This window comes from Arenimonas sp. (assembly GCF_041919775.1).
Classification (GTDB): domain Bacteria; phylum Pseudomonadota; class Gammaproteobacteria; order Xanthomonadales; family Xanthomonadaceae; genus Arenimonas.
Window position 1 is genome coordinate 19938 of the sequence record NZ_JAYRTE010000022.1, and the last position, 13806, is coordinate 33743.

The 13806-nt window shown below is 69.2% G+C and carries 10 protein-coding genes; 3 read left to right on the forward strand and 7 right to left on the reverse strand.

The window, feature by feature from the left end:
- Window positions 1-55: 55 nt before the first annotated feature.
- The 7 genes from recJ to dapB form a co-directional block, all read right to left on the reverse strand.
- Complete coding sequence (gene recJ / locus ACE3TE_RS11175; RefSeq protein ID WP_374604987.1) at window positions 56-1786, reverse strand: single-stranded-DNA-specific exonuclease RecJ; 1731 nt, start codon at window positions 1784-1786, stop codon at window positions 56-58.
- The gene (locus ACE3TE_RS11180; protein ID WP_374604989.1) at window positions 1783-2688 is read right to left on the reverse strand and encodes a phosphoglycerate mutase; all 906 of its coding nucleotides are present in this window, start codon (window positions 2686-2688) and stop codon (window positions 1783-1785) included. The genes recJ and ACE3TE_RS11180 overlap by 4 nt, the downstream gene beginning before the upstream one ends.
- Window positions 2689-2698: 10 nt before the next feature.
- On the reverse strand, window positions 2699-3175 hold the full coding sequence (gene greA / locus ACE3TE_RS11185; protein WP_374604991.1) for a transcription elongation factor GreA: 477 nt from the start codon (window positions 3173-3175) through the stop codon (window positions 2699-2701).
- Window positions 3172-6414, reverse strand: a complete 3243-nt coding sequence (gene carB / locus ACE3TE_RS11190) for a carbamoyl-phosphate synthase large subunit (protein ID WP_374604993.1) — start codon at window positions 6412-6414, stop codon at window positions 3172-3174. The genes greA and carB overlap by 4 nt, the downstream gene beginning before the upstream one ends.
- Window positions 6415-6489: 75 nt before the next feature.
- The gene (locus ACE3TE_RS11195) at window positions 6490-8397 is read right to left on the reverse strand and encodes a prolyl oligopeptidase family serine peptidase (protein ID WP_374604995.1); all 1908 of its coding nucleotides are present in this window, start codon (window positions 8395-8397) and stop codon (window positions 6490-6492) included.
- A 23-nt stretch (window positions 8398-8420) separates the two neighbouring features.
- Window positions 8421-9545: a glutamine-hydrolyzing carbamoyl-phosphate synthase small subunit gene (gene carA, locus ACE3TE_RS11200; RefSeq protein WP_374604997.1), complete on the reverse strand. Its 1125-nt coding sequence runs from the start codon at window positions 9543-9545 to the stop codon at window positions 8421-8423.
- A gap of 145 nt (window positions 9546-9690) precedes the next feature.
- Complete coding sequence (gene dapB, locus ACE3TE_RS11205; RefSeq protein WP_374604999.1) at window positions 9691-10431, reverse strand: 4-hydroxy-tetrahydrodipicolinate reductase; 741 nt, start codon at window positions 10429-10431, stop codon at window positions 9691-9693.
- A gap of 54 nt (window positions 10432-10485) precedes the next feature.
- Between dapB and ACE3TE_RS11210 the strand changes: the two genes are divergently transcribed.
- From ACE3TE_RS11210 to ACE3TE_RS11220, 3 genes are read left to right on the forward strand one after another with little or no spacing between them, the layout of a single operon-like run.
- Window positions 10486-12366, forward strand: a complete 1881-nt coding sequence (locus tag ACE3TE_RS11210) for a CHASE2 domain-containing protein (RefSeq protein ID WP_374605001.1) — start codon at window positions 10486-10488, stop codon at window positions 12364-12366.
- Window positions 12363-12896, forward strand: coding sequence for an SH3 domain-containing protein (locus ACE3TE_RS11215; protein ID WP_374605003.1), 534 nt, complete (start codon window positions 12363-12365; stop codon window positions 12894-12896). Before ACE3TE_RS11210 ends, ACE3TE_RS11215 begins: the two co-directional genes overlap by 4 nt.
- A complete protein-coding gene (locus ACE3TE_RS11220; protein ID WP_374605005.1) occupies window positions 12893-13726 on the forward strand; it encodes a M48 family metalloprotease in 834 nt (277 codons plus the stop codon). Before ACE3TE_RS11215 ends, ACE3TE_RS11220 begins: the two co-directional genes overlap by 4 nt.
- Window positions 13727-13806: the final 80 nt, after the last annotated feature.

Sequence of the window (13806 nt, forward strand, 5' to 3'; positions counted from 1 at the left end):
CAGGCGCGAAGCCCTTTGCCTGCGGCAAAGCAAGAATTCGCGCCTGAAGGCGCTCCTACAGAGGGGCGGGTTCGAGGTGCCGCACCAGCAGCTGCACGCCGCGGCGGCCGTTCCAGTCATCGGGCTCGAGCTGGTAGGCCAGCTGCACGCACGGAGGTGGCGCCGTGCCGGTCCAGCCGCCGAAATGGATGGCCGACAGCTTCGCGCCTCCGGTTTCGGGCAGCAGCTCCAACTTGAGGTGGCGCTCCCCGACGCGCCGCCAGGACTGCACCCGGAAGCAGCCGTCGAACACCGGCTCCGGGAACCCCTGGCCCCAGGGCCCGGCAAGGCGCAGCTGGTCGGCCAGGTCACGGCTGAACTCCTGCGGTGCGAGTTCGCCGTCGCTGGCGAGCTCGGCGCGCAGCTGGGCCGGATCGACCAGGCCGGCAACCGCGGTTTCCAGGGCCTGCTGGAACGCCGCCAGCTGCCCTGCCCCCAGGCTCAGGCCGGCGGCCATGGCGTGGCCACCGAAGCGTTCGATCAGGCCGGGGTGGCGCGCATCCACCGTCGCCAGCGCGTCGCGCAGGTGCAGGCCCGGGATTGAACGGGCCGAGCCCTTGAGCCGGTCGCTGCCCGGCTCCTCGGGGGCGAAGGCCACCACCGGCCGGTGCAGCCGGTCCTTGAGCCGCGAGGCCACCAGGCCGACCACGCCCGGGTGCCAGCCGGGTTCGTGCAGGCACAGCACCGGCGGCAGCTCGCCCTCGCCCAGCGGCAGGTTCGCCACCAGGGCTTCGGCGGTATCGACCATCTGCTGCTGCAGGTCCTTGCGCTCGGCGTTGATGCCTTCAAGCGCTTCGGCCAGCTCGCGGGCCCGGCGCGGGTCGTCGCAGAGCAGGCATTCGATGCCCAGCGCCATGTCCTCGAGCCGTCCCGCGGCATTGAGCCGCGGACCGATCGCGAAGCCGATGTCGGCGGCGGTCAGCGAACCCTCGTCCCGTTTGGCCACCTCGATCAGTGCGCGCAGGCCGGGCTGGCCCTGGCCGTTGCGCAGGCGGCGCAGACCTGCGGACACGAGCAGGCGGTTGTTGTAGTCCAGCGGCACCAGGTCGGCCACCGTGCCCACGGCCACCAGGTCGAGCAGCACCGACAGGTCGGGTTCGGGCCCGCTGAAGGCCCCGGCTTCGCGCAGGTGCCGGCGCAGAGCCAGCAGCAGGTAGAACACGACGCCGACGCCGGCCAGGGCCTTGCTCGGGAAACCGTCGTCGCCGAGGTTCGGGTCGACGATGACGTCGGCGGCGGGAAGGGTTTCGCCCGGCAGGTGGTGGTCGGTGACCAGCACCTGCCAGCCGCGCGCCTTGGCGGCGGCGATGCCGGGATGGCAGGCGATGCCGCTGTCGACGGTCAGCAGCAGGTCGGGTGCCATCGGCACCAGGTCTTCGACCAGCGCCGGGCTCAGGCCATAACCATGCCGCGCGCGATGCGGCACCTGGTAGGACACGCGGCGCGCGCCCAGCAGGCGCAGGCCGCGCACGGCCACCGCGGTCCCGGTCGCGCCGTCACAGTCGAAGTCACCCACGACCACGACGTGGGCGTCGCGGGCGATCGCCGAAGCCAGCATCGCCGCTGCCTGGCCGACGCGGCCCAGCGTATCCGGCGGCAGCAGGCGCGCCAGCCGGAGCTCGCCGTCGGCCGGCGTCAGCACGCCGCGCGCGGCGTAGATACGCTGCAGAACCGGCGGCACGCTGTCCGGCCACGGACCGAACGGGGGCAGCTCGCGCCGGACGATGCGCGTCGCCGGTGGCCTCATGCAAGTTGCGCCAGCGGCCGGCGCAAGAGCCGCCAGCGCTGGCCCGGCCGTAGCCTGAAGATTGCCCCGTCGGCGAAATCCAGGACCACGCCGGCGGCTTCGGCGCTTGCCAGGCACTCGAGCAGCCGCGTTTCCACGGCCGCCCAGTCGCGGGCTTCGCGCAGGTCCAGCAGGTCGCCGTCGGCGCCCGGCGGCGCCGCTGCCGCGAGTGCCGCCAGGGACGCCAACTGGGCTTCCTGCGAGTGCGCGCGTCGCAGGCGGCCCTTCACCTGGTCGGGCAGCCGGCCGGCGCCCCAGAAACACAGGCTGTTCGCCGGCAACCGGCCGCTGGCGAAACGCGCCTGGTTGACCGGGTGGTTGTGCAGGATCACCTGGGCTTCGTTGAGCAGCGCGCGCCAGCGCCGACCTTCCGGACCATCGGGCAGGTGCAGGAACAGGTCGTCGCCAAGCACGGCCTCCGGCGCGGCGAAGGCAGGCAGCCGGGCCTCGACCGGCAGCGCCAGGTACCAGCGCGCCGGGTGCGGCGCCGAGATCGGGAAACCGGCATCGCCGAAAAGCGGCCGCAGCGCATCCGACAGGGCCTTCGCCTCATCGGCGGAAAGGCCGAGTTCGCCCACGGCGAGCACGCGGGCACCGGTCATGTCGGGGCGCACGTAGGCCGGGTCGGCGCGCAGCCAGCTGTGCAGGACCGCGTCGCTGGCGTCGCGCTCGCGCGTGATGGCGGCCATGGGCCAGCCGCGCGGCAGCAGTTCGAACCAGCGCAGCAGCTGCGCCCGCTCGCCGGCTTCGCCGTCGGGCAGGCGGTCGGCGCGGCCCAGCGCCCGGGCGACCGGCTTCGACAGCGGCTGGCCGGCGAAACGCCGGCGTTCGGGCAGCAGCAGGGCCTGGCGCGGTTCGCTCATCCGCCGGGACTCAGCCTCCGTAGCGGACCGCGACGATGTCGTAGTCGCGGGTGCCGGCCGGTGCCTGGATGGTGACGGTGTCGCCTTCGTGCTTGCCGATCAGCGCGCGCGCCAGCGGCGAAGACACCGAGACCAGGCCCTGTTTGATGTCGGCCTCGAGGTCGCCGACGATCTGGTAGGTGACTTCGTCGCCGCTGTCGCAGTCGGCCAGTTCGACCGTGGCGCCGAAGACGACGCGGCTGCCGGCATTGAGCGTGGACACGTCGATCAGCTGGGCGTGCGAGAGCGTGTACTCCAGCTCCTGGATGCGACCCTCGATGAAACCCTGCTGCTCGCGGGCGGCGTGGTATTCGGCGTTTTCCTTCAGGTCGCCGTGGGCGCGGGCCTCGGCGATGGCGTTGATCACGGCCGGTCGCTTGACCGACTTCAGGTGCTCAAGCTCCTCGCGCAGGCGCGCGGCGCCCCGCGTCGTCAGGGGGGCTCTCATCCGTGAAGCTCCTTGTGCAGTTCCTGCAGCGACCAGACCCGGGGATTGTCACGGGTGTCGGTGCTCAGGATCAGGGCGCGCGCGCCCGGGATGGTGGTGGAATAGGTGACGCGGTGCTGCAGCGCCTCGCGCCGGATCGAGAACGAGTCGGCGATGGCCTGCTTGCCCTCGGTCGTGTTGACGATGTAGCAGATCTCGCCGTTCTTGATCAGGTCGACGATGTGCGGGCGGCCTTCGATCACCTTGTTGACGCGGTCGCAGGCGATGTCCTGCCCACGCAGGAACTGCGCGGTGCCTTCGGTGGCGACCAGGGTGTAACCGCGTTCGACCAGTTCGCGCGCGACCGGCAGCAGGCGCTGCTTGTCCGGGTCGCGCACCGACAGGAAGGCCTTGCCCGGCCGCGGCGCCTTGATGCTGGCGGCCTCTTCGGCGCGGCCGAAAGCTTCGGCGAAGGTGCGGCCGACGCCCATCACCTCGCCGGTCGAACGCATTTCCGGACCCAGGATCGGATCGACGTTCTGGAACTTGGCGAAGGGGAAGATGGCTTCCTTCACCGAATAATAGTCCGGCACCACCTCGCGGGTGGCGCCCTGCTCTTCCAGCGACTTGCCGGCCATGCAGCGCGCGGCGATCTTGGCCAGCGGCACGCCGATCGCCTTGGACACGAAGGGCACCGTACGCGAGGCGCGCGGGTTCACTTCCAGCAGGTAGATGGTGTCCTCGCCATCCGCGTCGAAGGTGATGGCGAACTGGGTATTCATCAGCCCGACGACCTTGAGTGCGCGCGCCAGCTGCGCGACCTGGGTGCGCAGCTTGTCCTGCACCTTCGCCGACAGCGAATACGGCGGCAGCGAGCACGAGGAGTCGCCCGAGTGCACGCCGGCCTCCTCGATGTGCTCCATGATGCCGCCGACCAGCACGTTGCCTTCGGCGTCGGCGATGATGTCCACGTCCACCTCGACCGCGTTGTCGAGGAAGCGGTCGAGCAGCACCGGCGAATCATTCGATACCTGCACCGCCTCGCGGATGTAGCGCGACAGGTCGGCGTCGGTGTAGACGATTTCCATCGCGCGGCCACCAAGCACGTAGCTCGGGCGAACCACCAGCGGGTAGCCGACCTGGTTGGCCAGCGCGACGGCTTCGTCGGCGTTGCGGGCCAGGCGGTTCGGCGGCTGCAGCAGGCCGAGTTCGTCGACCAGCTTCTGGAAACGCTCGCGGTCCTCGGCCAGGTCGATGCTGTCGGGGCTGGTGCCGATGATCGGCACGCCGGCGGCTTCCAGCGCGCGCGAGAGCTTGAGCGGGGTCTGGCCGCCGTACTGCACGATCACGCCCCTGGGCTTTTCGACCTCGACGATCTCGAGCACGTCCTCGAGCGTCAGTGGCTCGAAATACAGGCGGTCGGAGGTGTCGTAGTCGGTGGAGACCGTCTCCGGGTTGCAGTTGACCATGATGGTTTCGTAACCATCCTCGCGCAGCGCCAGCGCCGCGTGCACGCAGCAGTAATCGAACTCGATGCCCTGCCCGATCCGGTTCGGGCCGCCGCCGAGCACCATGATCTTCTCGCGGTCGGTCGGCTGGGCCTCGCATTCGTCCTCGTAGGTCGAATACAGGTAGGCGGTCTGGGTCGCGAACTCGGCGGCGCAGCTGTCCACGCGCTTGTAGACCGGGCGCACGCCGAAGGCGCGGCGCAGGGCGCGCACGGCTGGTTCGTCGGTGCCGGCGAGCTGGGCCAGGCGGGCGTCGGAGAAGCCAAGGCGCTTCAGGCGTCGAAGCGAAGCCGCGTCCAGGCCGGACAGCCCGGCTTCGGCGACATCCTTCTCGGCGGCGACGATCTCTTCGATCTGGTCCAGGAACCACGGATCGATGAAGCTCAGGTTGAACACGTCCTCGACCGACAGGCCGGCACGGAAGGCCTCGGCGACCTGGAACAGCCGCTCGGGACCCGGCTCCTTCAGCTCGCGACGGATCTTCACCAGGCCTTCCTCGCCGCGGCCGGCATCGCCGGTCGGATCGAAACCGACCTTGCCGGTTTCCATGCCGCGCAGCGCCTTCTGCATCGACTCCTGGAAGCAGCGGCCGATCGCCATCACCTCGCCCACCGACTTCATCTGCGTGGTCAGGCGGGAATCGGCGGCCGGGAACTTCTCGAAGGCGAAACGCGGAATCTTGGTGACGACGTAGTCGATCGCCGGTTCGAACGAGGCCGGGGTGGCGCCGCCGGTGATCTCGTTGCGGAGTTCGTCCAGCGTGTAACCCACCGCCAGCTTGGCGGCGATCTTGGCGATCGGGAAACCGGTGGCCTTCGAGGCCAGGGCGGACGATCGCGAGACGCGCGGGTTCATCTCGATCACCACGACGCGGCCGTTCTGGGCATTGATGCCGAACTGCACGTTGGAGCCGCCGGTGTCCACGCCGATCTTGCGCAGCACCGCGATCGAGGCGTCGCGCAGGCGCTGGTATTCCTTGTCGGTGAGCGTCTGCGCCGGGGCGACGGTGATGCTGTCGCCGGTGTGCACGCCCATCGGGTCGAGGTTCTCGATCGAACACACGATGATGCAGTTGTCCGCGGTGTCGCGGACAACCTCCATCTCGAACTCCTTCCAGCCCAGCACCGACTCTTCCACCAGCACCTCGTGCACCGGGGAGAGGTCGAGGCCACGCTTGACGATTTCCTCGAACTCCTCGCGGTTGTAGGCGATGCCGCCGCCGCTGCCGCCGAGGGTGAAGCTGGGCCGGATGATCGTCGGGAAACCGACCCGCGACTGGATGTCCACGGCCTGCTCGAAGGACTTGGCGACCTCGGCCTTCGGGCACTCCAGGCCGATCTCGGCCATCGCGACGCGGAACAGTTCGCGGTCCTCGGCCATCCGGATCGCCTCGCGCGAGGCGCCGATCAGCTCGACCTCGTACTTCTCGAGCACCCCGGCGTCGGCCAGGTCCAGCGCGCAGTTGAGCGCCGTCTGGCCACCCATGGTCGGCAGCAGCGCGTCGGGCTTTTCCTTGGCGATGATGCGTTCGACCGTGGCGGCGTTGATCGGCTCGATGTAGACCGCGTCGGCCATTTCCGGGTCGGTCATGATCGTCGCCGGGTTGGAGTTCACAAGCACAACCCGGTAGCCCTCGTCGCGCAGCGCCTTGCAGGCCTGGGCGCCGGAGTAGTCGAACTCACAGGCCTGGCCGATGACGATCGGGCCGGCGCCGATGATCAGGATCGTCTTGATGTCTGTGCGCTTGGGCATGTCGTGGCTGTCTTCTGGTTCGCGGGGGAGTCCGGGCGCCGGCCCAAGGCCGGCGTCCGGGTGCAACGGGAGGGATCAGGGCGTGCCGCCGGCCCGGGCCGAGCCGATGTGCTTGTCGAGGAAGGCTTCCATCGCCGTGTAGAGTTCCACCTGGTTGTCGAAGTCGTAGAAGCCGTGGCCTTCCTTGGCTTCGACGATGGTCACTTCCGGCGGTCGGCCGGCCTTGGCCAGGTTGTCCTTGAGGATCTCGTACTGCGAGATCGGCACGCGCCGGTCCTTGGCGCCCTGCACCAGCATCACCGGGATGCGGATCTTGTCGACGTTGTAGGCCGGCGACTGCACCTGCTGCGCGGTCATGCCCTCGGGCAGCACGCGCGCCAGGTAGTTGCGACCGGACTTCGTCTCGGGGATGTCGCCGTCCTTGAACATCAGCGGCAGGCTGTAGACGCCGACGTAACCGATGGTGCAGCGGTACTTGGTGGGCTCGCGCACCACGGTCTGCAGCGCGGCGTAACCACCATAGGAGGCGCCGTAGGTGCAGATGCGGTCCTTGTCGGCGATGCCGCTCTCGATCGCCCAGTCGACGGCATCGGTCATGTCGTCGATCATCGTGGTGCCCCAGTTGCGGTAGCCCTTGCGCTCAAAGGCCGTGCCGTAACCGCCGGAACCGCGAAAGTTGACCTGCAGCACCGCATAACCGCGGTTGGCCAGGAACTGCACGTCCGGGTTGAAGCCCCAGGTGTCGCGCGGGCCGTGCGGGCCGCCGTGCGGGTGCAGGATCATCGGCAGGTTCTGGCCGTTGCTGCCCTGCGGCACGGTCAGGTAGCCATGCACGCGGGTGCCGTCGCGGGCGATGAACGACACCGGCGTCATCTCGCTCATCTGGTCCGGCTTGATCCACTCGCGCGAGGCCAGCAGGAACTGCGCGCTGCCGGTTTCGCGGTCGAACAGGTAGTAGGTCGGCGGATCGACGTCGCTGAAGGCGCTGAACAGGATCTTGCGGCCGTCCCGGCTGATGCCGCCGAAGCGCACCGCGCGGTCCGGGAAGGCATTGATCAGGCCGGCATAGGTCTTCGACTCCGGATGGTCCTTGTTGATGAACACGTAATTGGGTACGCCGTCCATGTAGGCGACGGCCAGCAGCTCGCGCTCGTCGCTGCTGAACACGTAACCCATCGAATCGACATTCGGGTTGGAGGCGACCTGGGTTTCCTCGCGGCTTTCCGGGTCGCGCAGCACCAGCCGGGTCGGCTCGCCCTTGTCGCTCACCTCGAAGAACACGCGCTTGTTGTCGCCTGCGAAGGCGACCGGCGTGCGCACGGAACCGCCCATCTCGGCGGTGTGGATGGTGGTCCAGCGGTCCCCGTCCCGGCGCAGGGTCACGACCTCAAGGTCCTCTTCCTGGCCGTAGGCGTAACGCACCTTGCGCTCGTGGTCGAGCACGAAACCGCCGAAACGCACCGGCGCGGTAGCCACCGTCGTGACGCGGCCGTCGTAGACGTCGTACTTGGAGAGGAAGGCCGAATCCACCGATCGCTGCACCAGGATGCTGCGCGGATCGTCCCAGTTCTTGTCGACGATCTGGTAGATGCCGAGGTTGGGCATATCGGCGCGCTGGGTGCCGTCGACGTTGCTGGCATAGACGTCCGGCGTGCCGACGCGGAAGTCGAAGCGGCCGAGCTTCTCGGTGACGTACATCAGGAACCGTTCGTCATTGACCCAGCTGACGCGGTCGATGTGCTTCTTGGCGCCGTAGTCCCACTTGCCGACCAGCTTCATGCCCTCGACTTCGAAGGCCGCCAGCAGGGTGCGGTCGCCCTGGGGCACCGACACGGTGATGTACTTGCCGCTGGGCGACAGCGACACGGAGGTGAACTCCGGGTCCTTGAAGAAGTGCCCGACCGGCAGCTGCGGCGGCTTGGCCAGTACGGTCGCCGGCAGCGCGAGCAGCGCGGCGAGCAGGATTTTCCCGAAAATACGCATGTTTCCTTTCCCCGAGTTCAAGGTCAGCCCCTGGCTGACATCATGCTGACGAATTTGTCGAACAACCCCGCGACATCGTGTGGCCCGGGGCTGGCTTCCGGGTGGCCCTGGAAGCTGTAGGCCGGGGCATCGGTCAGCTCGATGCCCTGGTTGGATCCGTCGAAAAGCGAACGATGGGTGACCCGCACGTTGGCCGGCAGGCTGGCTTCGTCGATCGCGAAGCCATGGTTCTGGCTGGTGATCATCACGCGCTTGCTGTCGAGGTCGATCACCGGGTGGTTGGCGCCGTGGTGGCCGAACTTCATCTTCATCGTGGTCGCGCCCGCGGCCAGGCCCAGCAGCTGGTGGCCGAGGCAGATACCGAAGGTCGGCACCTTCGCCGCCAGCACCTCGCGGATGGCGGCGATGGCGTAGTCGCAGGGCGCCGGGTCGCCGGGGCCGTTGGACAGGAAGACGCCGTCGGGATTCTCGGCCAGCACCTGGGCGGCCGGCGTCTGCGCCGGCACCACCGTGACCCGGCAGCCACGCTCGGCCAGCATGCGCAGGATGTTGCGCTTGACGCCGAAATCGTAGGCGACGACGTGGAAGCGCGGCTCGACGCGGACGAATTCGTTGGCGTCGAGGTCCAGCGAGCCTTCGGTCCAGCTGTAGCGCTCGCGCGTGCAGACTTCCTTCGCCAGGTCCATGCCCTTGAGGCCCGGGAACTTGCGCGCGGCCTCGATGGCCGCGTCGCGGTCGATCTCGCCGGCCATCAGGCAGCCGTTCTGGGCGCCGCGGTCGCGCAGCAGCCGGGTCAGCTTGCGGGTGTCGATACCGGCGATGGCAACGACGCCACGCGCCGCCAGCCACTCGGGCAGCGGCACCTGGCTTCGCCAGTTACTGGGGCGGCGCGGCACGTCGCGCACGATCAGGCCGGACGCCCAGGGCTTTTCCGCCTCGTCGTCCTGGGCCGTGCAGCCGGTGTTGCCGATGTGCGGGTAGGTCAGGGTGACCAGCTGCCGGGCGTAGGAGGGATCGGTGACGATCTCCTGGTAGCCGGTCATGGCGGTGTTGAACACCACTTCGCCGGTGCGGCTGCCGGTGGCGCCTACGGAGACGCCCTCGAATACGGTGCCGTCTTCGAGCGCGAGGATTGCGGGATGGTTCACGGGCTATCGCCTTGCTTGGGGGAACCCGTTCACAGGGTGTGCGAACACCCGCGGACTGGGCAGGACCATGTCCGGACGGATGAGGGTTCAGGCGAGCGGGAAGTTTAGCGACACCCGCCCGAAAAGGAAACTCGGCGGCGCCGGTTCAGGTCCGGCCGCCGGCCAGCAGCAGCTCGCCGAAATCGTAGCGTCCCGGACCCCGTCCGGACAGCCGCACCGCGGCTTCCAGGGCGCCCCGGGCGAAGATTTCGCGGTTGCTGGCGCGGTGCACCAGCTCCAGGCGTTCGCCGTGGCCGGTCAGCTGCACCAGGTGCTCCCCGACGATATCGCCGCAGCGCAGGCTGGCGTAGTTCGGCGGGCTGCCGCGCCCCTGCTCCACCGCCTCGCCCAGCGAAAGCGCCGTGCCCGAGGGCGCGTCCTTCTTGTGCACGTGGTGGGACTCGACGATGTCGGCGTCCCAGCCCGGCAGGGCCACGGCGGCCTGGTGCACCAGGGCCCGCAGCACGGCGACACCTACGCTGAAATTGGCCGACCACAGCACCGGCACCAACTCCGACGCCTCGTCCATGGCCGCGACCTGGGCCCCGGACAGCCCGGTGGTGCCGCTGACCAGGCCGGCGCCCTTGGCCCGGCAGGCCGCGACCAGCGCCCCGAAGGCCTCGGGCAGGCTGAAATCGATCGCCAGGTCGTAATCGGGCGCGTCGGCCAGTTTTTCGACCGGCAGCACAGGAACGCCGGCCGGCGCCTCGGGCAGGGGCTGGCCGCTGCGCGAAACCGCGGCGACGAGCTGCAGTTCCGGCCGTTCGGCCACCAGGCGCAGCAGCGCCCGGCCCATGCGCCCGCTGGCGCCGTGGATCAGGATGCGGATGGGGAGCGGTTCTTCCATGGCCGGACGCTAGCGGAAAGCGCCCGGCGCTGGCAAACGGCTACACTCGCGGCCATGCCTGAACGCGCCGCCGTCCCGCCGCGGACGACCTCCGCCCGCCACGTGCCGATCCGCCTGCCCCTGCTGGCGCTGGCCGTGCTGGCCCTGGTGCTGCACTTCACCGGGGCCCTGGACCGCGCCGACGATCGCCTGGGCGACTGGCTGCTGGCCCACCACGCGCAATCGCGGGTGCCACCGGAAGACGTCGTGGTGGTGGCGATCGACCAGAAGAGCCTCGAGCAGATGATCGAGCTCGCCGGCAGTTGGCCCTGGCCGCGCAGCGTGCACGGCGAACTGCTGGACATGCTGGCGCCGCATGCGCCCAAGGCCGTGGCCTTCGACCTGTTCTTCAACGAAGAGGACCGGTTCCAGGCGCTCAGCGACGAAGTCTTCAGCGAGATCGTGGCCGGCCAGGACAATCTGTTCTTCGCCTCGCTGCGCCTGTACGACGGCAACCTGGCGCCGCTTTCCATGCTTCCCCCAAGCTTCGGCGCCCAAGCCCTGCCCGGCGCCAATCCCGACGCCAGGGCCGTGCTGCTGGTGCCCGGGATCCTCGAAGAAGGCAGCTGGCGCGGCGGCCTGGTCAATTTCGTGGCCGACGGCGACGGCATCGGGCGGCATACCCTGCTCTACGACGAGATCGAAGGCTGGCGCCTGCATTCGCTCGAAGCCAACCTCGCCACGTTCATCGGCACTGCCCTGCCCGATCGCCAGCGCCTCCGGCTGCACTGGTACGGGGAGCCGCCGCCGACGATTGCCTATTCGGACCTGTTCAACGACCTGCAGCAGGCTGAACCGGTCATCGCGCCGACACTGGCCGGCAAGGTCGTGCTGATTGCGGCCACGGCGCCGGGCCTGCTCGACATGCGTCCCACGCCGGTGGGCCAGCAGACACCCGGCGTGCACATCCGCACCACCGGCCTGGCCAACCTGCGCGCCGACGACTGGCTGCGCGACTGGCCCACGCGCTGGCCGCTGCTGCTCGCGCTGGTGCTGGGCACCGCGCTGGCCTTCCAGCGGCGCGCCAGCCCGCTGCGGACCGGCCTGGGCCTGGGCGTGGCCAGCCTGGCCGTGCTGGCCGGCGGCTGGTTCGCCTTCGAAGCCAACCTGTACCTGCCGGTGGGCGCGGCGCTGGCGCTGGCCTGGGTCGGATTCGGCCTGCTGACGGTGGAGGCCCAGTGGCTTGAACGCCGCCAGCGCGAGGCCACGGTCGGCATCTTCGGGCGATTCCTGGACCCGCGCGTGGTCGAGGGCCTGGTCGAAAGCGGCGAGCTCGACCGCGAACGCAAGCCCGAGGCGCGCGAGATCACCATCCTGTTCTCCGACATCCGCGGCTTCACCACGCTGTCGGAAACACGCACCCCGGAGCAGGTGGTCGACCTGCTCAACCGCTACTTCAGCCGGCAGGTGGACGTGATCTTCCGGCATGGCGGCACGCTGGACAAATTCATCGGCGACGCGATCATGGCCTTCTGGAATGCCCCCACCCAGACCGAGGGGCATGCGGCGAAGGCCGTGGAGGCGGCGCTGGACATGACCCTGGCCCTGGACGAGTTCAAGCGCGAGCTTGCCGCCAACGGCGAGGGCCTGGGCGATTTCGACGTCGGCATCGGCCTGCACACCGGCCCGGCCGTGGTGGGCTTCCTGGGCAGCGACACGCGCATGGAATACACCGCCATCGGCGACACCGTGAACCTGGGCAGCCGCATCGAGGGCACGACCAAGGGCGTGGCCCGGGTGCTGGTGTCGGGCGCGACGAAGTCCGCCTGCGGCGCCGATTCGCGTTTCAACTTCATCCACCGCGGCCAATTCAAGGTCAAGGGCCGCGAAGAACCGGTCGAACTCTACGAACCGGTACGCAACACCGACCCATCCCGAGCAGGAGGCATGCCGTGATTACGAGACGCCGCTATCCCATCCCGACGCTGGCACTGGCGCTGGCCGCCACCCTGGCCAGCGGCCTGGCCTTCGCCGAGTCCGCCACGACGCTGCGCGCCACCGAAATGCGCAGCGAACCCCTGGGCTCGGCCGAAGTCGTCGCCAAGCTGGGCGCCAAGGCACCCGTGGACATCACCGGCCGCAAGGGCGCCTGGGCCGGGATCAAGAACGCCGAAGGCCTGGACGGCTGGGTGCGCGTGCTCAACCTGCGCACCGGCACGTCCGACGGCAAGTCGGCCGGCGGCGGCAACCAGCTGGCCGCGGCCTTCCTGACCGGATCGAGCGGCAATACCGTCAGCACCGGCGTCAAGGGCCTGTCGCCCGAGAAGCTTCGCAATGCCGGATCGGCGCCTTCGGAAGTGGAGATGCTGGACGGGCTCGCCGTGCAGCCCGACGACGCACGCCGCTTCGCCGGCGCCGCGAGCCTTGAAGCCCACCAGGTCGACTACCTCAAGTCGGACCGCCGCAGCAGGAGGAAGCAGCGATGAAAACCCGTTCCCTGTTGGCCGCGCTGATCGCCCTGGCCCTGGCCACGCCCGCTGCCGGCTTCAGCCGCCTCGGCGAAGCCGAAAAACTCTTCAACTTCGGCAAGAAAGCCGCCGAGGCCAGTGCACCCATCACCGACGAGGACGAGATCGAACTCGGCCGGGGCATTGCCGCCCGCCTGCTCGCCGCCCGTCCGCTGGTGCGCGATACCGCCGTGCAGCAGTACGTGAACCGCGTCGGCCTGTGGCTGGCCCTGCAGACCGAGCGCCCCAACCTGCCCTGGCGCTTCGGCGTGATGGACAGCACCGACGTCAACGCCTTCGCCCTGCCCGGCGGCACCATCCTGATCACCCAGGGCCTGTACGACCGCCTGCGCGACGAGGCCGAGCTCGCTGCTGTGCTTTCGCACGAAATCGCCCACGTGGTCGAACGCCACCAGGTCAAGGCGATCAAGAAGGAAATGGGCACCGCCTTCGCCACCGAACTGGCCGGTGAGGCCGCGGGCCGCAGCGACAACGAGGCCGTGCGGATGTTCGGCCAGCAGGCCTTCCAGGCCGGCACCGAGATCTTCGTGCGTGGCCTGGACAAGGGCGACGAACACCAAGCCGACGTGCGGGGCATGGTCATTTCGGCGCGAGGTGGTTACAACCCATACGCCCTGGCGTCGGTCCTGCATACGCTGGACGGCACCAAGGCCGACGACGTCGGCGTGGCGCTGATGTTCTCCACGCACCCGACCGCGGTGAGCCGCCTCGAACACCTGGAAACGGTCGTGGGCGACAAGCTGGAAGCCTTCGCCGCCGTCGAGCCGCCGGCGCGGATGGTGCGCTGACGCGAATGTAGGAGCGCCTTCAGGCGCGAATCTTTTGACTTTGCCCTTGGCAAAGAATGGATTCGCGCCTGAAGGCGCTC